Origin of the sequence: Haliscomenobacter sp., assembly GCF_040403615.1 — a bacterium.
Lineage (GTDB): Bacteria > Bacteroidota > Bacteroidia > Chitinophagales > Saprospiraceae > Haliscomenobacter.
Genome location: NZ_JBBAKG010000006.1, coordinates 67444 through 91787, shown reverse-complemented (window position 1 = coordinate 91787; position 24344 = coordinate 67444). Strand labels below are relative to the sequence as shown.

16 protein-coding genes are annotated in these 24344 nt (G+C 47.6%); 8 read left to right on the top strand and 8 right to left on the bottom strand.

The window, feature by feature from the left end:
• Positions 1-60 precede the first annotated feature (60 nt).
• Positions 61-1572, bottom strand: coding sequence for a gluconokinase (locus tag ABW391_RS03600; protein ID WP_353480459.1), 1512 nt, complete (start codon positions 1570-1572; stop codon positions 61-63).
• Between the two features lie 62 nt (positions 1573-1634).
• The gene (locus ABW391_RS03595) at positions 1635-2513 is read right to left on the bottom strand and encodes a helix-turn-helix domain-containing protein (RefSeq protein ID WP_353480458.1); all 879 of its coding nucleotides are present in this window, start codon (positions 2511-2513) and stop codon (positions 1635-1637) included.
• A 170-nt stretch (positions 2514-2683) separates the two neighbouring features.
• Between ABW391_RS03595 and ABW391_RS03590 the strand changes: the two genes are divergently transcribed.
• The 3 genes from ABW391_RS03590 to ABW391_RS03580 all read left to right on the top strand — a co-directional run bounded on the left by ABW391_RS03590 (position 2684) and on the right by ABW391_RS03580 (position 9020).
• Complete coding sequence (locus tag ABW391_RS03590; protein WP_353480457.1) at positions 2684-5875, top strand: SusC/RagA family TonB-linked outer membrane protein; 3192 nt, start codon at positions 2684-2686, stop codon at positions 5873-5875.
• Positions 5876-5886: 11 nt separating this feature from the next.
• Positions 5887-7407, top strand: coding sequence for a SusD/RagB family nutrient-binding outer membrane lipoprotein (locus tag ABW391_RS03585; RefSeq protein WP_353480456.1), 1521 nt, complete (start codon positions 5887-5889; stop codon positions 7405-7407).
• A 158-nt stretch (positions 7408-7565) separates the two neighbouring features.
• Entirely contained in the window at positions 7566-9020 is a 1455-nt protein-coding gene (locus ABW391_RS03580) for a gluconokinase (protein ID WP_353480455.1), read from the top strand.
• Between the two features lie 6 nt (positions 9021-9026).
• Here the strand turns inward: ABW391_RS03580 and ABW391_RS03575 are convergent, their stop codons facing one another.
• Positions 9027-10217, bottom strand: a complete 1191-nt coding sequence (locus ABW391_RS03575; RefSeq protein WP_353480454.1) for a sigma-54-dependent transcriptional regulator — start codon at positions 10215-10217, stop codon at positions 9027-9029.
• 250 nt (positions 10218-10467) lie between these two features.
• On the opposite strand from ABW391_RS03575, the gene rplU reads away from it, so the two are divergent.
• Together rplU and rpmA are read left to right on the top strand one after the other, a co-directional pair.
• Complete coding sequence (gene rplU / locus ABW391_RS03570) at positions 10468-10779, top strand: 50S ribosomal protein L21 (protein ID WP_353480453.1); 312 nt, start codon at positions 10468-10470, stop codon at positions 10777-10779.
• A gap of 22 nt (positions 10780-10801) precedes the next feature.
• Entirely contained in the window at positions 10802-11461 is a 660-nt protein-coding gene (rpmA, locus tag ABW391_RS03565; RefSeq protein WP_353480452.1) for a 50S ribosomal protein L27, read from the top strand.
• 159 nt (positions 11462-11620) lie between these two features.
• On the opposite strand, the gene ABW391_RS03560 is transcribed toward rpmA, so the two are convergent.
• Positions 11621-14329, bottom strand: a complete 2709-nt coding sequence (locus tag ABW391_RS03560) for a family 78 glycoside hydrolase catalytic domain (RefSeq protein WP_353480451.1) — start codon at positions 14327-14329, stop codon at positions 11621-11623.
• Positions 14330-14518: 189 nt separating this feature from the next.
• On the opposite strand from ABW391_RS03560, the gene ABW391_RS03555 reads away from it, so the two are divergent.
• Complete coding sequence (locus tag ABW391_RS03555) at positions 14519-15127, top strand: trimeric intracellular cation channel family protein (protein WP_353480450.1); 609 nt, start codon at positions 14519-14521, stop codon at positions 15125-15127.
• Between the two features lie 51 nt (positions 15128-15178).
• Here ABW391_RS03555 and rhaT read toward each other — a convergent pair whose 3' ends face one another.
• From rhaT to ABW391_RS03540, 3 genes are read right to left on the bottom strand one after another with little or no spacing between them, the layout of a single operon-like run.
• Positions 15179-16213 carry an L-rhamnose/proton symporter RhaT gene (gene rhaT / locus ABW391_RS03550; protein ID WP_353480449.1) on the bottom strand — a complete coding sequence of 345 codons (1035 nt, stop codon included), beginning with the start codon at positions 16211-16213 and terminating at the stop codon, positions 15179-15181.
• A 43-nt stretch (positions 16214-16256) separates the two neighbouring features.
• Positions 16257-17594, bottom strand: coding sequence for an FGGY-family carbohydrate kinase (locus ABW391_RS03545; protein WP_353480448.1), 1338 nt, complete (start codon positions 17592-17594; stop codon positions 16257-16259).
• Entirely contained in the window at positions 17591-18871 is a 1281-nt protein-coding gene (locus ABW391_RS03540; RefSeq protein WP_353480447.1) for a sugar isomerase, read from the bottom strand. The genes ABW391_RS03545 and ABW391_RS03540 overlap by 4 nt, the downstream gene beginning before the upstream one ends.
• Before the next feature lie 183 nt (positions 18872-19054).
• Between ABW391_RS03540 and ABW391_RS03535 the strand changes: the two genes are divergently transcribed.
• Positions 19055-19789, top strand: coding sequence for a hypothetical protein (locus ABW391_RS03535; protein WP_353480446.1), 735 nt, complete (start codon positions 19055-19057; stop codon positions 19787-19789).
• 44 nt (positions 19790-19833) lie between these two features.
• On the opposite strand, the gene ABW391_RS03530 is transcribed toward ABW391_RS03535, so the two are convergent.
• Positions 19834-20607: a hypothetical protein gene (locus tag ABW391_RS03530; RefSeq protein ID WP_353480445.1), complete on the bottom strand. Its 774-nt coding sequence runs from the start codon at positions 20605-20607 to the stop codon at positions 19834-19836.
• Positions 20608-21054: 447 nt separating this feature from the next.
• Here ABW391_RS03530 and ABW391_RS03525 point away from each other — a divergent pair, with 447 nt between their 5' ends.
• Positions 21055-24321, top strand: coding sequence for a SusC/RagA family TonB-linked outer membrane protein (locus tag ABW391_RS03525; RefSeq protein WP_353480444.1), 3267 nt, complete (start codon positions 21055-21057; stop codon positions 24319-24321).
• Positions 24322-24344: the final 23 nt, after the last annotated feature.

Here is a 24344-nt window from a genome sequence, read left to right as displayed (position 1 = left end):
ATTAGAATCACTTCGCACTTATAACCGCAACTTGTACAGCTTTAGTTTACCAGCAAGGATTTATTGTAAAGCAGTAATCAATTCAAAGTCTGGTTCTAATTTGGTACTCAGTCGTTCAAAAATCTCGAAATACCGCATGTAGAGCTCATGGTTTTGTTTATTGGGAAGATAGGTCTCCGTAACAGGAAGATTGGAGGACGTTTCGTTCAGGTTTTTGAAATAATTCATGCCCGTAAGTCCGATCAATGCGGTACCCAATGCTACATTGTCGACGCCAGTATTGGCATGAATGGGCAATCCAAAAATATCGGTAAGGATCTGGGCAAAAAGAGGTACGCTGGCATAAGATCCGGTTAGACTAATGCTGCTGAAATTCCGGTGCTCGGCCAGTAATTTACCAATGCTGTACACCTCAAACAAAATTCCTTCAACGGTAGCCCTCAGCAAATGTTTTTGGCCATGGGTGATGTTCAACCCGAAGTATACCCCCCTCGCATTGGCATTCCAGATGGGTGCTCGTTCGCCTAATAAATAAGGTAAGAACAATAACCCTTTGGCTCCGGCAGAAACCTGAATTGCTTCTCGCAACAATTCAGCCTTGACTTGCTCAATATCCTGCCGGGGATCAAAACTACCAAATTGCTGGGAAAACCAATCGAATACCACCCCTACGTTGTTGGTTGGGCCACCAGAAATATAGTAGTCTTCAGCAAGCAGATAGTTGAAAAAACGCTGGCTTTTGTCCACCAAAATTTCTTTGCTGGCTACCCTGACCGCTCCGCTAGAGGCAAGTGTTACGGTTGCTTTTTCTGCCGCAATATTGCCGGACCCGAGTGTAGCAGAGCAGCCATCACTGGAGCCGATGATCAATTTTGTAGCACTGGAAAGCCCCAAAGATTTGCTGTATTCCTTTTTCAAACCGACTTCGTCAAAAAAGATGGAAACGGGAGTAGAAAGCCGATCCGGGGTAATCCCTGCAAATTTGAGTGCTTCAGGATGCCATTTCAATTGGTGAATATCAAACATCCCCGTGGAGGAAGCAATGCTTTGGTCAAGCAGGTATTCTCCGGTCAATTGCAGGAGTACGTATTCTTTCAAAGAAATGAATTTGTAAGCCTGAGCAAAGCGTTCTGGATCCTGTTGACTCATCCATGCGATTTTGATGAGTGGCGACATGGGGTGGATCGGGGTTCCTGATGCTTCGTATATCTGGGTACATTCCTTGCTATTTTTCAACTGTTTGGCTTGCTTGATGCCTCGGTTATCGGCCCAAATAATGGCGTTTCCCAGGGGGCGGCCATTTTTATCTAAGGCCAAAACACTGTGCATTGCTGCACAAAAACAAATCGCTTTGACTTTGTATTTTTGGGAGTGAATGACCTCGTTGAGAAAATTTTTCAAAACATAAAGCGTCGTTATGAAGACTTGCTCCGGGTCTTGCTCACTGTAGTCTGCCTGAGGATGAAAAGTAGGATAGGAACCTTTGCGCATGCCCAAAACTTGTCCAGTCAGGTCAAATGCATGGATCCTGACTGATGAGGTATTGATGTCGACGGTGAGAATACACTCCATTTTTTTTGATTGTTTCGGTCACAAAAATTAGGATTACTGAGGCAATTTTTTTTAGTTGTCCTTTATTGCGTTTTTCGATAATCTCGTGGCGTATAACCAGTGAGTTTTTTAAATGTAGACGAAAAATGCTGTGAGGAATAGAAACCCGTGCTCAAAGCAATATCGGTCAAACTCCGGTTGGTTTGCCTCAACAATTTGATTGCTTCTGCTATGCGTAAATTGATCAGGTAATGTAGCGGGGAAAAACCCGTAAACCCTTTGACCTTTTCGGTAAAAGCGCTGATGCCCAATCCAACCAGGCCAGCCATTTCTTCTACGGTCCAGGCATGATTCAGGTTTTCGCGGAGGGTCTGTTCCAATTTCAGGAAAATTTGAGGGAAATCTCTCCGAAAATTCTCTGTTTTGCTCAGGTGGCGTACCATACTGATGAATAATTCATCCAGTAAGTGGTTGATCCGGGTGCGATAGCCCATTTCTTGCTGCAACAATTCATGTTCAATTTCTTGAAAAATACCAGCAGCAACGGTGAATTTGGCTAAAATCGGGTTTTGGTTCATGGTGATAATTTTTCCCATCACCCGTTGATCGGACTCAGGGATATTGCTCCAGTTTCCCAATTGCAAAGCCCCTGATGCTTCAAAGTTGCTGAGTTGCAATTCTATCCAGGTCAATGCGCCAATCTCCAGAATGCCTTTAGGACTTCCCATTTTCTGCCAGGGAAACACCAAAAAAACATCACCTGGATAAAGGGTGTAACCTTGTCCATTAATGTTCCAATCGTATTTTCCCTCGGAGATCAAGCCAACCCTGATGCCTGTTTTGCTTGAAACCTCAAAAGAATTGAGCTGTACGTGCTGAACCTTCAATTTTGCCCATTCAGTGATGTGTGGAAAATCCTGAAGAAGGTCAGTCGTACCCTGCTGAAGTATCAATCGATTCATTGGCAGTGCGGCAAGAGTTCAATCAAACGTCCTACCCAACAAAAATAAGTTAATGCACTATAAAAAAAGTACAAAATTCGCCACCAAGCTTTATTGGAAGTTATAAAATTTTGAAACCACCACCTTTGTAATGGTCTTTTCTAATCTCTAAAAACCTAATCAATCGGATCATGGGAAAAAATCAACTCATTGGGCACCTGCTAGCGATCAGCTTTCCTAGAGGGGCATTACTTACCGGCTTATTTTTGTTTTTCTCTACCTTAGTAATGGCACAACAAATATCTGGAACAGTACTGGACAATTCTGGTCAGGGTATCCCCGGAGTACTTATCCTGGTAAAAGGGACAACAAGGGGTGTTGTTTCGGAACTTGACGGAAAATTTGCCATCGCTGCGCAACCTACCGATTCACTGAGCTTCAGCTCAACCGGATTCAATACCATTACAGAACTTGTAGGCAACCGTACGCAAATTTCCGTTACGATGGTCGAAGCCATTATGGAATTGAAAGAGATGGTGGTAACTGCACTGGGTATTCGCAAAGAATCAAAAAAATTGGGCTATGCGACCACCACAGTAAGCGGTGATGCCCTTTCTGAAAACCGATCTGCGAACTTTATCAATACCCTGCAAGGCAAAGTTGCCGGGGTAAACATTTCCGGTTTGGGTACAGGGCCTGGTGGCACTTCCAAAATTCGGATCAGAGGTCAATCTTCCATTTCCGGTCAAAACAATCCGCTGATTGTAGTCAATGGCGTCCCGATTGACAACACCAACTTTGGTACCAACCCCGGAAACGCAGCTGCCGACAACTCGATTGGCGTACGTGGTGGCGGAAACACTTCTGATGGGGGCGATGGACTTTCCAGTATCAACCCGGATGACATCGAAAGCCTTACTGTACTGAAAGGTGCAACTGCTGCCGCCCTTTATGGCTCCCGCGCCAAAGATGGGGTAATCATGATCACCACCAAAACCCGGGGCAAAAGCAAGGGTATTGGGGTGAGTTTCAACTCCAATTATACCAATGAGACGCCGTTGGATTTCACCGATTACCAATACGTATATGGTCAAGGCGAAAACGGAACGCGCCCCACTGCACCAAACCCCACTTCAGGGCAATGGTCTTTTGGTGAAAAATTCCAGCCTGGCATGACCCAGGTTTTGTTTGATGGCGTTACCGTGCCTTACGAGCCTCAATTCGATCGCATTCGGAAGTTTTTCCAAAATGGATCCAACCTGACCAATACCATCTCCCTCTCTGCTGCCAATGAAAAAGGAGGATTCAACCTTTCCTTTGCCAATATGGACAACCAGGGGATCGTTCCCAACAACAAATTCAACCGCAAGACCATCAATCTTGGTTTCGCTTATGATTTGTCGAGCAAATTGAGTTTTTCTGGAAACATCAACTATTCCAACGAGTACAACCAGAATCCACCCAACATCGCCAACCAGGACAACTCGATCCCTACGGCTATTTACAACATGGCCAATTCCATGCCCTTCGATCTGCTGGATCAGAAAAAATACGATGCAGCTGGAAACGAATTTGTTTACTCTCGCTTCCGTAACCGCACGAACCCATACTTCACCTTGGCTGAACAGTTTCAGAACATTACCCGAGATCGTCTTTTTGGTAACATCTCGGTGAAGTACAACCTCACCCCCTGGTTATTTGTACAAGGTCGGGTTGGTCAAGATTACTGGTCACGGGATCAGGATTACAACAACTTCCCAACCGGCCAGGCTTCTTTGGCCAATGCTCCAGCGGGTTTTGTCAATGGGGTTTACACCCAGGAATCTCGCAGATTCCGCGAAACCAATATGGATGTATTGATTTCTGGAAGCCGTAAATTTGGCAATTTTGGTCTGGACTTCAACGTAGGTGGCAACCAGATGTACCGCCGCTCAGATCTCAACTCCGTTCAGGTGACCGATTTTGTCGTTCGTGATTTATACACCGTAATGAATGGCCGGGTGAAAGATCCCATCTATGGCTTGTCCGAACGGGCTGTAAACTCTGTATATGGCTCGGCAGAATTCTCTTACAAAAGCTTTTTGTACCTCAACGTTACTGCCCGCAACGATTGGTTCTCTACCCTTTCTGCTGAGAATCGGAGCATTTCTTATCCTTCTGTATCAGGTAGTTATGTCTTTTCTGAGTCTTTTGGCACCCTGCCAAAATGGTTGAAATTTGGCAAACTTAGAGCAGCTTATGCGGAAGTGGGAAGCGATACCGACGTATCCCCTTATGCCAACAACCTTTTTTATGGCATCAACGCCAACTTGTACCCCAACCCTTCGGGTGCAGCACAGCCAGTTGGGGGTTCTCAAGGCAATACCTTGCCCAATGCAGGTTTGCGCCCAATGAGAGCAACCGAAGCAGAAATTGGTCTGGAGTTGAAAATGTTTGACAACCGCGTTTCTTTGGATGCGGCGGTATATCAAAAAATCACCAATGACCAGATCGTATCCGCACAGGTTTCAGACGCTTCCGGCTTCACCAATACCCTGATCAACAGCGGAAAAAGCCGCAACAATGGTGTAGAAGTACTGCTTAGTTTGGTACCTATCAGAACCAGCAAGTTCCGTTGGGATTTAAGTTTCAACGGTTCTTACAACATCACCAAAGTATTGAGCTTGTTGACGGATAAAGCTGGCGAAAGAATTACAGTTGGTACACACGTGTTCAACGGTGAATTGCGCCAGGTAGTAGGTCAGGAAATGGGCCAAATCTATGGTTTTGGATACAGAAGGGATGCGCAGGGCCAACAGGTTTTTGGCGCCAATGGCATTCCATTGAGAACGGCTGATTTGATTTCTTACGGCTCTGCACTGCCAAAGTGGGTAGGTGGTTTCAATAACGCATTTACCTACAAAAACCTGAGCGTTTCGTTTTTGATCGATTTCAAATTGGGGAACATGATGCTGTCAGGTACCAACTTCAACGCGTATCGCCATGGTTTGCACAAAGCGACATTGGTTGGTCGTGATGGAGGTGTGGTAGGCGTTGGCGTCAATGAAAAAGGAGAGACGAATACCGTCAAAGCCAATGTGCAGGATTATTGGTCAGTGGTAAGATCACTTGCGTTGATTGAACCAGTGGTATACAACGGTGGCTTCTGGAAATTGCGGCAGATCACCGCAAGCTATGATTTCACCAAGCACCTTGGACCAAATTTCCCAGTTAAATCGCTCAAATTGAGTTTTGTTGCCAACAACGTCCTCTTGCTCAAAAAATGGGTGGACAACATTGATCCAGAATCATTTGGCTACAGCTCTGACAACCTGGTTGGGATGGAATCTACAGGATTGCCCACCACCAGAAGTTTGGGTTTCAACCTCAATGTTAAATTCTAAAAGATCTGAACATGAAAAAGAGTTTTCAATATATTCTCCTATCCTTGGCACTACTGACCGTTGTGGCCTGTGACAAAGGTTTTGATGACCTGAACATCAACCAAACGGCTGCTACCAGCATTAACCCGGTTTTTTCACTCAATAATGCGGTCATTGCAGCCTCGTTTGTATCAGGTACTGTTCAAAACGAAATTGGGATCGTGCAGCAAATGGTATCCCCCAACTCAGGGGTACTCACTGGCGCCAATTTCAATCAGGACAACCGCGATGGTACCCAACAAAACTGGCAGCGTTACTACCGAGGCGTCATCCGGTTCACCGCAGATGTCATCAATGCCACCAAGGATCAGCCTACCCGCAGTAATTTGTACAACATGGCTCGGATTTGGCAAGCCAATGCCTTCATTGTGGTTACCGATTCCTATGGCGACGTACCTTATACAGAAGCAGGTAAAGGCTACATTGCCCAGGTTTTGTTGCCCAAATACGATGCCCAGCAAGCAGTTTATGCTGCAATCATCAAAGAATTGACGGAGGCTACCGCTGCACTGGATGCTGCCAAAACCGTTGAATCTGCCGATGTATTGTATGGTGGCAACATTACCCAATGGAAAAAACTGGGCAATTCGTTGTTGCTCCGCGCAGGGATGCGCCTGACCAAGGTGGATCCTGCTCTTGCTCAAGCAACAGTTCAAAAAGCGGTTCAAGGCCCTTTATTGGATGCGAATGCAGACAATTGCGTGATCCGGCACGACGCCAACTACGTCAATGGCATTGGGCAAATGCTCAACTCTACAGAAGCCAATAACTTTTACCTGGCTGCGCCTTTTGTCAATCAGTTGAAAAGTACCGCGGATCCTCGTTTGAGTGCCATTGCAGTTCGCTATGTAGGCGCCAAATCTGGCCCAGAGCAAACTGCGGCCAGGGCCAAAACCGATGCGGCTTCTCAGATTGGGATGCCCTTTGGTTTCGACAACAGCACCATCACTGTGCAGGCGGCTAAAGACGGTTTGGCCAGTTTTTACGATTACACCCAAGCTGACCGTACCCGGGTAGTTAAAAATACGGCTCCTATGTTTTTGGTAACGGCTGCCCAAACCCAGCTTCTCCTCGCGGAAGCCATTCAGCGGGGTTGGGCTACGGGTACGATAGCCCAGGTTTTCCAAAGAGGAATTCGCTTGCACATGGAACAAATGGCGCTGTATGATGCAAAGTCTGCCATAGCTACGGCTGATATTGATACCTATTTGGCGGCCAATGCATTCGACCCCAGCAAGGCACTGGAGCAAATCAATACCCAGTACTGGATTGCTTCCTTCCTGAATGGGCCAGAGGCATTTGCCAATTTCCGCAGAAGTGGATTTCCAAAACTTTCACCAAATCCGTTTCCTGGAAAAGCCATCAAAGGCAATTTCATCAATCGGTTGACGTACCCCAACTCGGAAATTTCAGTCAACAAAACCAATGTAGATCAAGCCATTGCACGCCAAGGCGCCGATGACTTGGACACCAAAGTATGGTGGGATAAATAAACAAACAAAAAAACTCTGCAAGGGAGGCTATTCAGGAAAAGTTGATTTTTTCAACCAGAATAGCCTCTTCTTTTCTCAACTCTGATAACTTTGCCGCGCATTTCTCCAAATGGCTAATTTTTGCTCATCAAACTTTGGAGAAGCGGTAACACCAAAAAATGATCCCTAATTACGTTGGCATAGACATCGGGACTACGGCAACCAAGGCGGTAGTTTTTTCTCCTGAAGGGCAACAATTGTTTCAGGTGAGCCGGGAATATGAAATGCACCATCCACATCCAAATTGGAGCATTCAAAAACCAGCGGAGTTGTTGCAAGCGGTCCTGGATTGTATACACGATGTTTCCCAGCAGTTTCAACCAGCGTTTTTCTCCTTTAGTTCGGCCATGCATAGCCTGATTTTGGTAGACGAAGCTGGTCAACCGCTAACCGATTGCATTCTTTGGGCCGACAATCGGGCAAATGCACAAGCGGAATGTTTAAGGCAGTCGCCCCGAGGATTGGCAATTTATCAAAAGACAGGCATTCCTATCCATTCCTTTAGTCCATTGACCAAATTACTCTGGTTCAAGGAAAAAGAGCAAGCCATATTTAAGCGTACGTACAAATTCATCAGTGCCAAAGAATACATCTGGCACCACCTCACCGGACGTTACCAGGTTGATTCTTCGATGGCTTCTGGTACAGGGCTCATGAATTTGTCCACGCTTCAATGGGAATCAGAAATTCTCGATTACCTAGGCATTCGGGCAGATCAACTTTCTGAAGTTGTATCCCCGTTGTACCACACATCCGGCATTGAAGATCAGCAAAATTATGTAATCGGAGCAGGTGATGGCCCCTTGGCTAGCCTTGGAACCGGGGCGATGGCGGCAGATAAACTGGCGCTTACAATTGGCACCAGCGGAGCCGTTCGGTTGCCTGTCAACCATCCTACGGTTGATCCACTTATGCGGACGCAGTGCTATCATTTGGTCGAAGACCAATACTTGAGCCTGGGGGCTATTAACAATGGAGCAGTAGTGCTGCAATGGCTAAAGGAAAGTGTGTTGCGTACCAACGCTTCTTTTGAAGATTTGTTTGTACAAGCCAGCAGCATTGCGGCAGGTTCGGAGGGCTTGTTGTTTGTTCCCTATCTGTTAGGCGAACGTGCTCCCATCTGGGATGCTTCCGCCAAAGGAGCCATTCTCGGGATTACAATCAACCATCAGCAAGCCCATTTTGTACGTGCTACGCTGGAAGGCATTGTTTTGGGGCTGCGGCATATTGCGGAGGTGTTGCTTCCTTCCACAGCCGAACGCAATAATATTGAGATTCGGGTCAGTGGCGGTTTTGCCAAAAGTGATTTGTGGCTCCAAATTGTAGCCGATGTATTTCAAATGCCAGTTGCGCTTTCTCAAACAGTGGAGGGTTCGGCCTGGGGAGCAGTGCTGATTGGATTCAAAGCGTTGGGAATAAAGCACAAAGAGCCCGATGGAGAAGAGCAAGTCTTTTCCCCGAATCGCAATAATTCCCAGGTGTACGCGGAAGTTTTTGAAAAATTCAAACAAGTGTATCCTTTATTGAATGAGCTTGGTCAAAAGCACATTCATACCCAGAATACCTTTATTTAAGGGCTATCATGCAGTTGCCAACGCCGGCGCACTCAAAGGTGCCACATACCGCTGCACATCCTCTTCACTAATCGTATGTCCACCCAGGATGACCAGGCGCTCTACCACGTTGCGCAATTCCCGGATGTTACCCGTCCAGTTCAATGCTTGTAAATGGGTAATTGCTTCATCGCTGATGCCTTTGACGGGCATGCCATATTCTGTGCAAACCATGTTCAAAAAATGTTCTACCAACAGTGGAATGTCTTCGCGCCGATCATTGAGGGCTGGTACGTCGATGATGATAACCGCCAAGCGGTGGTAAAGGTCTTCTCTGAAATTGCCCACTGCGATTTCTCTCCGCAAATCTTTATTTGTAGCGGCAACTACCCGCACGTTGACGAGGATTTCCTTCTCCCCTCCTACCCTGGTGATGCGGTTTTCTTGTAGTGCACGCAATACTTTGGCTTGCGCAGAAAGGCTCATGTCGCCAATTTCATCCAGGAACAGCGTGCCACCATTGGCCTGTTCAAATTTGCCAAGTTTTTGTTTGTGCGCCGAAGTAAAGGAGCCTTTCTCGTGACCAAACAATTCACTTTCAATCAACTCCGAAGGAATCGCCGCGCAATTCACTTCGATAATGGGTGCAGCAGCGCGACTGCTGAGTTCGTGCATCCAACGGGCCACCAGTTCTTTACCGGTACCATTGGGCCCAGTTACCAAAACTCTGGCTTCAGTGGGCGCTACGCGCTCAATGGTATCTTTGATGAATTGAATTCGGGAAGAATTTCCGATGATTTCCTGTACTTGCCGACCCGCTACTTTGCGGCGCAACGTTTTGGTTTCAACAACCAGGCTGGATTTGTCCAGGGCATTGCGCAAGGTAATTAACAAGCGGTTGAGATCTGGTGGCTTGCTGATGAAGTCGAAAGCGCCACGTTTTACGGCTTCTACCGCAGTATCGATGGTGGCATGCCCCGAGATCATGATCACGGGAGTGTCCGGCGCCACTTCTTGCAGGCGTTCCAGGGTTTCCATACCATCCAGATTGGGCATCTTGATGTCCATCAGTATCGCATCAAAGGACTGCTCCTTGAGCTTGGCCAAACAATCCATGCCGTCCACCGCTTCGCTCACCTTGAACTTTTCAAACTCAAGGATTTCGCGTAAGGCCCTGCGGATGCTAGCCTCATCGTCTACAATCAGTATTTGGGTCATTAGTGAACTACTGGTTTTTGATCAAAAACGTTTTCAATGGGTATTTACGGATTTTTGAAAAAAAGGTTACATGAACCTTGAAAAAATTGAAAAAAATGGGCACCTCGATTAATTTTGGTTTCATCTGATCCGCGGGGGCATAAATTTCCCCATTTCTTTTCAACTAAATTTAAACGAACGTTTTGCAATATGACACAATCACTTATCTTTGCAGCCAATTTCTTCAAAAAGCAATTAAAATTCGTTCATCATGTTTGCAATCGTAACGATAGCTGGTCAACAATTCAAAGTTGAGGAAGGGCAGGAGCTCTTCGTCCACCAGCTAGACGCAAGTGCAGGCGACGGAGTATCTTTTGATCAGGTTCAACTGATTGAGAACAACGGCGCAGTGCAGATTGGCAAGCCTTTCGTTGGCGATGCCAAGGTCAGTGCAACAGTATTAGGCCACCAGAAAGGTGATAAAGTGGTCGTATTTAAAAAGAAAAGACGCAAGGGATACCGGGTTAAAAACGGTCACCGTCAGTCTTTCACCAAAATCAAAATTGACAGCATCGCTGGTTAAACCAACAAAAAAGTAAAAAGTCATGGCACATAAGAAAGGCGTCGGTAGTTCCGATAACGGCCGGGACAGTAACAGTAAACGCCTAGGCGTGAAATTGTTCGGAGGCCAGTATGCTAAGGCAGGAAATATCCTAATTCGCCAACGTGGAACCAAGTTTCACCCAGGTGACAATGTATACCTGGGCAAAGATTTTACATTGCATGCCCAAATTGCAGGTACGGTTGTTTTCTCCAGATCTAAAAAAGATCGTACTTTCGTAAGCATTATTCCATTGGAAAACGCTGTTGCTGCAACACCTGCACAAGTAGCAGAAACGCTAGTAGTAGTGGAAGAAGTGGTGGATGTAGTTACTGAAGTAGCCGAAAAGCCTGCAAAAACGACCAAATCAGTTTCCATTACTTTGCCTAGCGGCAAAAAGGTAAAACAGGATGATTTGAAATTGGTTGAAGGCATTGGTCCTAAAATCGAAGAGCTGATGCACGCTGCGGGTATCACTACCTGGGCGCAATTGGCTGCTGCATCCAACGAAACCTTAGAAGCGATTTTGGACGAGGCTGGTCCTCGTTTCCGCATCCACGATCCTGCTACCTGGAGCAAACAAGCTGCAATGGCTGATGCTGCACAGTGGGAAGAACTGGAAGCTTACCAGGATCACCTGAAAGGTGGCAAAGAGGCGGAGTAATCCTCCCATCAACACGTTTAGTTTTCATAGCTTTATATTTTGGGCCCTGCTTCGTTGAGAAGCAGGGCTTTTCTTGTTTGGTTGAACAGCTTTCACTGTGTACACCATTGCTGAAGCCGCGCTCCATGTCGTATTGAAGCACCGCAGGTACCAACAATTCTAAAACTCAAACACATACTCTCCAGACCCCACTTCCATTTCAACCCCTTTTGCGGTTGTTTTCGCATTGGATACCGGATTTCCCCCTTCGCGAATGCTACTGGCATTTTGAGTCGGTAACCGCACCGTCGCCGTGGTGTTCGCTGGAATTTTTATGGTCAGTTTGATCTTATCTCCTTGCCGCTCCCAACCAGAAATAATTTCGCCATAACTGCTTTGGAAAGTGGCTTTGGCGTAATTCAATTTTGGCGTAGGTTGTGGCTGAATCAGGATGTGCTTGTAGGCCACCTTTCCAATTTCCAGGCCAGCCGTAACCCTGTACATCCAATCGCCGATGGCGCCGTAGGCATAGTGGTTGAAGGAGTTCATGCCGGCATCCTGGAAAGTGCTGTCCGACTTGATACCGTCCCAACGCTCCCAAATCGTGGTTGCGCCCATTTTGACCGGGTACAACCAGGAGGGGTAAGTTTCCTGAAACAAGAGGTCGTAGGCCACATTGGTATGCCCATTTTCTGAGAGTACATGACAAAGATATGGAGTACCCAGAAAACCCGTAGACAAGTGATTTCCGCGCGATTTGATGTCTTTGACCAACTGTGCGGTGGCCGCAGCGCGTACATTTTCTTCAAACAAGTTGAACTTAAGTCCCAATACATAAGAGGTCTGCGAATCAGAAATGGTACGTCCCGAAGCGGCCACGTATTCGTGGTTAAATGCAGCTTTGATTTTTGCAAAAAGAGCGGCATACTTGGCTTCATCGGCTTTTTTGCCCAATACTTGAGCCGTTTTGCGCAGGATGTCGACCGAGTTGGCATAAAAAGCGGTGGCAATGTAATCGGGATCGGTGTAGCCGCTTTTCTCCATCGCGCTGCTGATTTGTGCCTGGTAAAACAGCCAGTCGCCAAAGTGGAAACTGCCCTTCCAAAGTCCATCGGGGGCAATGGAAGTGATCCAGCCTACCCATTTTTCCATAGAGTTGTATTGCCGCTCCAACAGGCGCTGATCCCCATAAACGAGGTACATGTTCCAGGGTGCGATGGTACACACGTCGCCCCAACCCGAAGAACCAGGGAGATTCTTCTTCTCTTTGCGTTGCAACACATCGGGGATAACGTGGGGTACACCACCGTTTTCGCCTTGATCGGCAATCAGGTCATTGAGCCATTTGTTGAAAAAACCAGCCACCTGGTAATTGTAGGCAGCGGTACGCGAAAAGGCCTGTGCATCACCTGTCCAGCCCAAGCGCTCGTCGCGTTGGGGGCAGTCGGTGGGCACATCCAGGAAATTGCCTTTTTGGCCCCAGTTGATGTTGCTTTGCAATTGGTTGAGCAAAGGATTGGAACAAGTAAATTCGCCTGTTTTCTTCATGTCGCTGTGGATCACCACGGCGGTGAAGCTGTCGGCGCTCAAATTGCCCGGATAATTGGAGATTTTGATGTAGCGAAAGCCCATGAAAGTAAAATGGGGTTCAAAGGTTTCTTCTCCAACGCCCTTGAGGGTGTAATTCAATTCACACTTCGCGTGGCGCAGGTTGGTGGTATAAAAATTGCCTTTTTTGTCCAGTACTTCGGCGTGTTGGATGTTCACAGTCGTTCCGGCAGAGCCGGTGACTTTGAAACGGATCCATCCCGTAATGTTTTGCCCAAAATCGATGACTTTGTCCCCCTGCGGCGTGGTAATGATTTTTTGCGACTTGAGTTCCTGAATGCGACGCACGGGTGGCCCTTGAGGTGCAATGAGGTTGTTTTTAGGAAAATTGGCTACGTTTACCGCCCACCAGCTTTTGTCGTCAAAACCAGGTTTGGACCAATTGGGGATTTCCATGCGGGCATCGTAGGTTTCCCCATTGTACAGATCGGCCATGCGAATGGCACTGTTGTTTTGGCCTTTCCAGGAAGCATCGGTACCAATGATCTGTTGAGAACCATCGGTGAAGGTGACAACCAATTGCGCCAGCAAGCCCAATTTTTCTCCATACACATTGCGGTTGTCTTCCCAAGCGAGATAGCCCCGATACCAGCCGTCGCCGAGTACAGCCCCAATGGCGTTGGCACCCGGATTGAGCAGGTTGGCCACATCGTACACGAAGTATTGCAAGTGATCCTGATAAGCTGTCCATCCGGGTGTAAACAGGTCTTCACTCACTTTTTTTCCATTGATGACCATGAAATTGAGGCCATGACTGGTGGCGTAGAGGCGGGCTGACTGGATTTTTTTGCTCAGGCTAAACTCCTTACGCGTCAGCGGAGGCGGGGGCATCGATTTGGTATTGACGGTCAATTCTGGTTCAATCCAGGAAGCTTTCCAGTCTTCGGGTTTGAGCAAGCCCATTTCCCACCAGGCGGTTTCGCTCCAGGCGGCTTCGTGGTTTTGGTTGTCCCAAACTTTGACCTGCCAGTAATAACGCTTGCTGCTTTGCAGGGCTGGGCCCATGTATTCTACCAAAATCGATTGGGCGGAATTCTGCTTGCCGGAATCCCAAACCAGGCTTTTTTTGCCAAAGTCTGCTGCGGAAGCCACCCGGATTTGGTAGGCCGTTTGCAGCACATTGCGCTGGGGGCTGTTCAATTTCCAACTGAGTCGGGGTTTGCTGGCATCCAGCGGCATGGGATTGACCAGGTGTTCACAAGTAAGGTTGTTTACCGTGACCTGGCCATTGCCTGACAGGTTAAGCCCAAGAAAAAGAAGGAGGATGTAGAGCGATCTCATGACTGAATTTGGTTTGGTTGTGCTTAAATATGACGCAAAAAATTACTTCCCGATTTTTTTAGAGGGTTTTGAATAGGAAGCTCACTTGAAATGAACCGTTCGACTTCCTATTCAAAACCCAAAATCGGGAAGTTAATTTTTCTGCGGTACTTGAATTAGTTTTGCCATTCGAAAACAAACAATAGGGTTATGGATTTCATTTATGTGTTTGAGCTACTCGGAACCTTCGTTTTTGCCATCAGTGGCATGGCCAGCGCTGCCGAAAAGAAGTTTGACCTTTTTGGCGGCGCGGTCATTGGCTGGGCTACGGCAGTAGGTGGTGGCACCATCCGCGATTTACTCATTGGGCGGCTACCCGTTAGTTGGATGCGCGACACCAATTTCCTTTTCGCGATCCTTGCGGCCATTCCGGTGGTTTATTTTTTCCGCAAAACGATCCTGCGTTTCCCGCGTACGTTTTTGTGGTTTGACAGTTTGGGGATTGGTTTGTTTACCGTTTTAGGACTGGAAAAAACCCTGGCACTGGGGCTTGATCCCGCCATTGCGGTGGTCATGGGCGCGGTATCGGCAACCTTTGGCGGGGTACTTCGCGACTTGTTGTGCAACGAAGTACCCCAGGTTTTTCGGCGCGAAACGGAACTGTACGCTACCGTGTGTTTATTGGGGGGCTTGTTGTATGTTTTGCTGGGTACCATTCAGCTCGATTTCCGCTGGAAAATGTCGATCACCATTGTGGTCGTGTTCAGCATTCGCCAGCTGTCGGTTCGGTATGGCTGGCGTTTGCCCGCGATTAAATAACTCACATTCCGCAGGCAGCTTCGCTGCTACTGTGTAATCTGAGTTCATAAATCAAAGCTGACTGCCCATGCCGATCAGTACCGTTGAAAAAACAATTAGGAAAAGCCCCAAATAGACCACCCGGAAAGTTCTTTTGCTCGATCCCTTCCATTCGTGCAACAACAATCCCCACAAGGTGCTGAAGGTGATGATGAAGGCCATGTGCATGGTCCAACCCGAAAAGCGCATCGAGAGCGGTAGGTAATTGTCGCCCATGCCGTAAAAGAAAAACTGGAAATACCAGGTAGTCCCCGCCAGGATTGCCCAGGAGTAATTGTTCAACAAGGGAGATTTGGCATTGGTGTAATCGCCAAATGACTTATTGCGGAAATTGAGGATCATGCACCAGATGAAGTTGGTGGTAAAACCGCCCAGGAGCAGCACTGGATAAATGGCATTGTTTTGCCACAATGGATTCGTACCCAGCTCAATGGCTTTTTCAGCGATGGGACGACCGGCGGAGAGGGCGAAGGCAAAACAAGCACTCAAAATACCCGAAATGGTGGCAATGATCAAACCTTTGCGCAAGCTGAATTCTGCTACCGCAGCTTTTTGGGCAGCCTCATCCAGCTCCTTTTCCTTCATGATGCCTGCTCTACCACATACAGTGATGCCAATCAGACAAAGGGCAACCCCGGCCAGGGCAAAATTTCCAGCACGAGTAGTGAGCAATTCGTTAAACGTACCCTCCCAAAGAGGGGGAATCAAGGTACCAAAGGCAGAACAGAAACCCAAGGCTACCGCCATACCCAAGGAAATCCCCAGGTAGCGCATGGTGAGCCCAAAGGTAAGACCACCAATGCCCCATAAAACGCCAAAAAAGTACGTCCAGAACAATACCGAAGGAGCGCTGGAGGCAATGCTGGGGAATAATCCCTTGACGGTGAGTGCCCCCATGATCAAAGGTACAATGATCCAGGAGGCAAAGCCGCCCACGATCCAGGCGCTTTCCCATGACCAACCTTTTACTCTGCGAAAAGGCAGGTAAAAGCTACCCGAAGCGAACCCGCCCAGGGCGTGAAAAAATACTCCTAAAAATGCGTTCATCTGATTGTAGGTTTATGGTAGAGCCTCGGTGAACTCGGCTCTGCTAAATAAACAAAGGCATAGATTGCCCATCTGCTTGTCCATTTTTCAAATGCATCAATGCGCCCAAAGCGGTAGCCTGGTGGAACTCCAATGCCTCGATGATTTTGTTGGGAAAATATTCCGCCAACAGTTGCATGAAGATAGGATTTTGTGCAAAACCACCATCAACAAAAAACTTGGCTACCCCGTTGTCCACCAGTTGAATGGATTGATGCAACAAATCCATCAACCCGTGTATCAGGCTGTAATAGGCACTGGTTGCGTCGGGACAGGCGCTGAAATCCCAGTTGGCGTTTTGCATTCCTGGCACTGGCCCCGTGCCTTGCATACACGCCGGAACAAATCCTGGATGAATAGCGACCGCTTCTTTCCCGCTGAGTTTTTTGTAAAAATCAACACTTACCCCGTAGTGTTTGGCGATGCGGTCTACCTGGTGATCGTGCTCGCGGCCAAAAAACACCCGGGAAGCTTTGACCCTATTTCCCCGAGTAGTGAGGTAGACCAAACAATCCCGCCGCAATGCCTCCTCGCTCAAAGGGGCATCGAAGAAGGGATTCAGGTTGATGCACCAGGTTCCGGTAGACAAGAGCAGAAACGGTTCTTTTTCCTGAAGCAGGTAAGGCAGCAAGGCGGAAGAGCTATCGTGCAAGCCCACCCCCACCATCATTCCGTCGATTACGGTCGCAATTGGATCTTTGGTGATGGGGGCCATTTTTTCTTCTACCCCCCAGCGTTTCACCCAGGGATGGTAATTGCCCGCCTGAAAATCCCACAAAGCGGTATGGCACCCAAGGGAGGTAAAGTCACTGAATTTTTCACCCGAAATCAGGTAAGAGAGGTATTGAGGCAAATGCAGGGAAGTTTTGACCGCTGCAAATGCGTCAGGTTGTTGATTGGCCAACCAAAAGAGTTGCAAGCCCGAATTGAGCATGCCCATCGAAGGTGAACTGGTAACGGTGGCAAATTCGGCCGGAGTTTGGCCATCATGAGCAGCAACATCGGCAAAAAAAGCATCCTGCAATTCTGCTGGAAATTTTTTGAGGTAGTTGTACAAAGGAGGGATGGCCTGGCCTGCTGCATCCAGGTGGACAAAGCTGGCGCCGTAGCCGCTGAAATTCACCCCTTTGAGCACAATATCGGAGCGCGTGCGCAAATTTTCCCAATGATTGAGCAACCAGGAGTTGATTTGCAGCAGGTCATCACAAGGGAAACCATCGGCGTCTTGCGTTTCTGCAATGGCCTGGCTGTACTCTTCGATGGGTTGGAATGCCTCATCAAAAAGCAGCAGTTTTTTATTGGTTTTCCCAACATCAAAAATTGCAAAAGCAACTGTTTTCATAAGCCAGTAGCAGTACTGAATTTACCTCTTTTTTCAATCAAACCTGCCCGAACCTGGGCAGAACGGAACAGCGCAATGGGGTCAATGGCACCGCCAGCCAGGCGCATGGCCTCGGCTACCAGCGGGCGCACATCGGTCAGGAAGGCATCGCGCAAAATTTCTTCGGCTTTTACCACGTCGTTGTCTTCCTGTGCCTGACTGAGCGCAACGCGGTCTACCAAAAGCGCCCGGGTGTAAGCAGACAAAATCCCGTTGACCGATTGCAGCAAGTCTTCGATCGGGTCTTTGGTATTGTGGCTGGCATCGATCATCCAGGCAATGTTCGGGTTCTTTACCTCAGGGTCGCTCATGCCATCGACCAGTTCATGGAAGATCAGAAACAGTTGGTAGGGCTTGATGCTGCCCGTGGTGAGGTCGTCGTCGCCGTACATGGATCCGTTGAAGTGAAAGCCGCCCAAACGGCCAAAGTGCATCAGCCTGCTTACAATTTGCTCGATGTTGGTATTGGGCAGGTGGTGACCCAGATCGACCAGTACCTGGGCGTTTTTGCCAATCGATTGGCAGAAAGAATAAGAGGTACCCCAATCCGGGATGATCATGGAGTAAAAATTGGGTTCGTAAGGCTTGTATTCAATGAGCATCGTCCAATCTTCAGGCATCGCCTGATAGATGGCGGTCAAAGACTCCGCCGTACGTTGATATGCCTGGCGAAAATGGTGCTGCCCGGGAAAGTTGGATCCATCCGCCAACCAAACGGTGAGGGTTTTGGAATCGAGTTGCTTGCCGTATTCCACACACTGGATGTTGTGTGTAATGGCTTGCTGGCGCACTGCTGCTTCCGTATGGCAAAGCGAGCCAAACTTGTAACTGTGTACCTGGTCTTTTTGATCTTGAAAGGTATTGGAGTTGACCGAATCGATAGTCAAGCCGTGGTGGTGGAGCAATTGTTTGAGTGCAGGCACATCCTTGGGGATATCCCAGGGAATGTGCAGGGAAATCGAATTGGCCGAGCGATTGAGCTGGTGGATCAGGCCTACGTCCTCGATTTTTTCTTCCAGGTTGCTGGGTTCGCCCCCGATGCTGAAGCGCCCAAAGCGGGTACCGCCCGAGCCCAGCGCCCAACTGGGGATGGCAATTTGGAAAGCGCGGATTTGGGCAATAATCTGGGCAGGGTTGAAGCCCTTGCGCTCCAATACGCCTTCGGTGTATTGCAAACGTGTATGGTGTTCAGGTGCTTGTGCCTGATTGTGGGATAGAATTTGGTCTGGTGCGATCATGGACTTGCAGGTTGAAAATATCAAATTGTTGTTGACTTATTCCTCAAATATAAGCTTTACAAATTAAATCATTGACTTTGGGAACGCTGTCCTGTGCTCTCCTGTTGAAGGATTGTTCTACACAAAATTTTTGAACCTAATTTATTATGCGTTAATTTGCTATCAGAAAAACCAACCTGAGTTATGTACGGATATTACACCCCCATTTTGCTGCTACAAGCTTTCTGTTTGTACCACGCCTACCGCCAAAACAACCTCCAGCGCTGGCTTTGGCTGATCGTATTCATTCCCTTGATTGGATGCCTGATTTATTTGTACGACAATTTTGGCACGCGGATCAATGTTGGCGATGTCCAGGAAGGGATGAAGGCCGCGATAGACAGCAATTATAAGACCAGCAAACTAGAGAAAGAGATCAAATATGCACCTACGGTTAAAAACAAGGTGAGACTGGCGGACGCTTACATGAGTAACAACCGCATTCAAGAAGCGCTCGATTTATACAAATCTTGTTTGAATGGCTTGTTCTCCTCTGATACTGATTTGATTAGAAAGCTGGTTAAGGCCAGTTATTTGGTCAAAGATTACGCCGCAGCTGTACAATACGGCCAGCAACTCAAAGATGAAAAAGTCTTCCGCAACTCGGATGAAAGGGTCGCCTTTTCCTGGTCTTTGTATTTTCTGGGTCGTGGCACAGAAGCGGAAAACAACTTCAAAGACATGGACGCTCAGTTTTCGAATTTTCCGCACCGCTTTGAATACGCCAAGTTTTTGCTAGACAACCAACGACCTGATGAGTCAAAAAACAAACTGGCCGAACTCCTGGATGAAATCGAACACATGGATGCTTTCGAACAACGACAAAAAAGGCCGATCCAGCGCAACATTAAGCAGTTGCACAGCGAGATAAAAGTTTAAATCAAATATCAAATAAGATTATTGAAAAGACTGGAAATGCTTTTTTACTCCAATCGGATCGCAATCACCTCCCTCGTGCCCCGGTGCATGCCATACAACACATTTTTCTGATAGCGATCAATCGCAAAACCTTGCCCCTGGAATGGCACCGGAATCGTTTTGACCCATTCTAACTCGTAGCTGATGGTGGGAATGCGCAAGATGTACAGTTCCAAATCGTGGTGCGGGCTGCAATACAACAGGCCATCTTCGCGAAAAGTCCCTCCCGATAAATTCATGGGGCGGATGCGCTCTACCAACGCCTGGGGAATCATCCAGCCTGCGGTGCGCCGCCATTCGGAATCAAATTGCACCAGGGAGCTGTATTGTACGCCTCTGCCTGGCTCGCCGCCTTCGTTTTCGTACTGCGAAAAATAGGCATACCAGTGCCCCTGGTACCAGTCTACCCAGGTGCAAGAACCCTCGTAGATGCCAAAGCTTTGGCTGCCGATGTGTTGCAGGGTTTTGGTATCAAAAATTTCGACCGAGCTGGCCATGGGTTTTTCAGGATAGGAGGAGTTGGTGCAATACAACTTGCCGTTGAGCACTACCCCACTGTTGAGGTGTTTGAGCGGGCCTTTCCAGGTAGCGACACTGTCTTTGGTGGCTTTGCGGTATTTCACAATCTGCGAATTGGAAATGGTGTAAAAATGGAGGCTATCTACCGCCACCGCCTGGGTAGCGTGTCGAGACTTGAAGCGAAAAAGCTCGGTCACCGTTTGGGCAGTTCCTGAAACACAAACGAACCAGATCAAACAAAGGGAAAAAGAAATTTTCATGGCGCAGTTATCTTGAGGTTGAACCGTATTAAAGGTAAACAAGCAGCAAGAATAAATCATCAGTATTAATCCAACGTCGCTTTCAGGTTAAAATTTAGAGAAATAAACGGATAAAGTTTCCGCTTCAAAAAGTTCATTTTTTCAGCAGACTTAATGCAATCTTAACGTTACGGCGTCACGGGGATTCCAGCGTTTGCATACTGCGATGTACAAAGGTTTAGCTGTTAGCATTTTTCGCATTTACAATGTTGCAATGGGTAAATGGATGTAAATTTTAATTAACGAGGATTGGTTACTATTGGCCGAATTCAGACCTAAACCTTAATGGAAGCCTTACAATTTCTTATTCACTTCAAAAGAAGTCCTGCCTTTGATCCCTTCTAAATTTGCGGTTGACATGCCAAAGAGCACAATTCATCTTTAAGATTTTTAAATAAACCAACCTTTATGAAACTTGCACTCAATGAGCGTCGAAGCTTTACTGCACAGGCAATTGCCCTGTGGAGCTTTGCAATGCTCTCTGTTTTGGGCTTAAGCCTAAGCAACCCAATTTTTGCGCGCAGCCCTTTTTCTGCTACCACAACTGTAATGGTAGATGGTGAAATCAAAGGAAAAGTAACGGCTGATTCTGGTGAACCTCTGATCGGTGCTTCCATCAAGGTAAAAGGTACCGACCAAGGTACCGTTACCGACATCGATGGCAACTTTAGCCTTACCGTTGCAGTGGGAGCGCCAGTTACCTTGATCATCTCTTACGTAGGTTATGAAGAGCAAATCATCAAGGATTTTGTTGCTACTCAAAGCAGCAACAAACTGAACATTAGCTTGAAGTCAACTTCTACCAACCTGAGTACACTGGTAGTTACCGGTTACGGTACCAGAGCAAAGCGCGACCTGACGGGTTCAGTAGCTTCTGTTCAAGCCAAAGACATCAAAGAACAAGCGGTAACTTCTTTCGACCAGGCGTTGGTCGGTAAGATGGCCGGTGTACAGGTGATCCAAACCAGCGGTGCTCCTGGTGGCAACGTCTCTATCCGCATCCGTGGGGTGAGTTCGATCAGCGCAGGCAACAACCCATTGTTTGTAATCGACGGTATTCCGGTAACCAACGATACCCGCAGTGCTTCTGGCGGTGTAAACGGCTACGAGCAGCCTTTCAACCCATTGGCTTCTTTGAACCCAAGTGACATCGAGTCTATCGACGTACTGAAGGATGCGGCTTCTGCTGCCATTTATGGTTCCAGAGGTTCAGGTGGTGTGGTTTTGATTACCACCAAAAAAGGAAAATCTGGCCAACTCAGAATCAATTACGACGGCAGCTACGGCATGCAAGAAGTAAACAAGCACGTAGACGTACTGGATGCCTACGAATATGCTCAAGTGGTATACGATGGCCACAACAACGCCTACTTTGATGCCGTACCAACGGGTAAACCCACCGATCCAAACAGCATTCGCCCAGTCAACCCGGCTTTGCGTGTTCCTCATCAAATTGCACCTTACCTGGCTGGCCAACAAGGCTTAACCAATACCGATTGGCAAAACGAAATTTTCCGCCAGGCGCCCATGCAAAGCCACACCTTGAGCTTCAGCGGCGGTACCGACAACATCACTTTCCTGTTTTCTGGTAGCTACCTGAACCAGGATGGTATTGTGATCAACAACAACCTGACCCGTTACAACACCCGTTTCCGGGTAGATGCCAAGTTGAACAAATTCCGTTTTGGCGTCAACATGAGCCCTTCTTTTTCTACCAATCGGGTAGTAAACTCTGAAGGGCCATGGTTTGCACCGGTCTCTGGTGTAATCGCCAACTCACTGGGATATGCGCCGATTTTCCCGGTTTACAATCCTGATGGTTCTTTTGCGGATTCTGTAAACGTATGGGGTTACGGACAAACCAACCAGTTGAACCCGGTTGCAGTAGCCAATCTGACCAAGGATCAAATCAAGAACTTCCGTTTGTTGGCCAACACTTATGGTGAATACGAAATCATCGACGGTTTGAAGTACCGTTTGGCTGTTGCGACCGACATCAACACTTTCCGTCGCGATTACTACCGTCCATCCAACTTGCCTACGCAAGGTGCGGTAGGGCCATCTGTATCTACGGGTTTCTCCAACACCGATCAGTTTGCCAATTGGTTGGTTGAAAACACCTTGACTTACTCTAAAGCATTTGGAAGCCACAAATTGGATCTTTTGGCAGGTTATTCTGCTCAAAAAGAAAACCAGGATCGCAACACTTTGACTTCGATCAACTTCCCTACTGATGCTGTATCGACTTTGAACGCTGGTCAAATTTCTTCTGGTAGCTCTACTTTGCAGCAATGGAGCCTGTTGTCTATCCTGGGCAGAGCGCAATACAACTACGCAGGCAAATACTTCTTGTCTGTATCTGCACGTCGTGACGGTTCTTCTCGCTTTGGTGAAAACAACAAATGGGCCTTGTTCCCTTCTGTTTCTGGTGCATGGGACATTGCTAAAGAAAATTTCTTTGGCAACGATGGCATCATCAATGCGTTTAAAATCCGCGCCAGCTACGGTCTGACGGGTAACTTCCAGATTCCAAACTACGGCTCTCGCGCCCAATTGAGCAACAACAACAGCAACTACGTATTTGGCAACTCTATCTTGAACAACGGTATCTCCATCACTTCTCCAGCCAACGACAACTTGTCTTGGGAAAACACGGCAAGTACCGATTTCGGTGTAGACATCAGCTTGTTCAAGTCAGCTTTGAACCTGACTGTGGATTATTACAACTCCAACACCAGCAAACTATTGTTGAACCTGCCAGTACCTGGAGGATCAGGATTCAGCACTTACCTCCAGAACATTGGAGAGATGAACAACAAAGGTTTGGAAGTGACTTTGGCCTACAACAAACGCCTTGGTACTGATTTCTCCATTGATGGAAACATCAACTACTCTACCAACAAAAACAAGGTAACCAAGTTGGGTCCATCCGGTGCACCAATCATCCAAACGGGTGGTACAGGCAACACTTATTTCATCACTCAGATTGGTGAAACCATTGCCTCTTACTTTGTATACAATGTGATCGGCATTTACAAAGATCAGGCGGATTTGGACAACTCTGCGAAGACGAGCAACACCACCAAAGTGGGTGACTTCAAATTTGAAGACCTGAATGGCGACAAGAAGATCGACGCCAACGACCGCAAGATCCTGGGCAACTTCCAGCCTAAGTACACTTTCGGTTTTACCAACACTTTCCGTTACAAGAACTTTGACCTGAACATCGCCATCCAGGGCAGCCAAGGCTTCAAGGTGATGGCACTGCTCAACCGTTACTTTGCCAACGTAGAAGGTAACTTCAACAACACCAGCGAAGTATTAGGCTACTACAAATCACCAAGTGACCCAGGCACTGGCTTAGTCAACCGGGCCAACCGTTTGGCTACCGGTGGCAACGGGATCACTTCCAGCTGGCACATCGAAGATGGTTCTTATGTACGCGTACGGAACCTGGCTTTGGGTTATACCTTCAACAGCGAAGTGTTGGCCAAAGCAAAAATTGCCAGCGCGAGAATTTATGTTGCTGTGTTGAACCCGATCACTTGGAGCAAGTATCCGTACTTCAACCCTGAGATCAGTGACCGTCCAGATAATTCGCTGACAACTGGTGAAGACTATGGTTCTTACCCATTGGCGCGTACATACACGTTTGGTGTGAACTTCAGCTTCTAAACTTTCGTTGTGCATTCTATTTC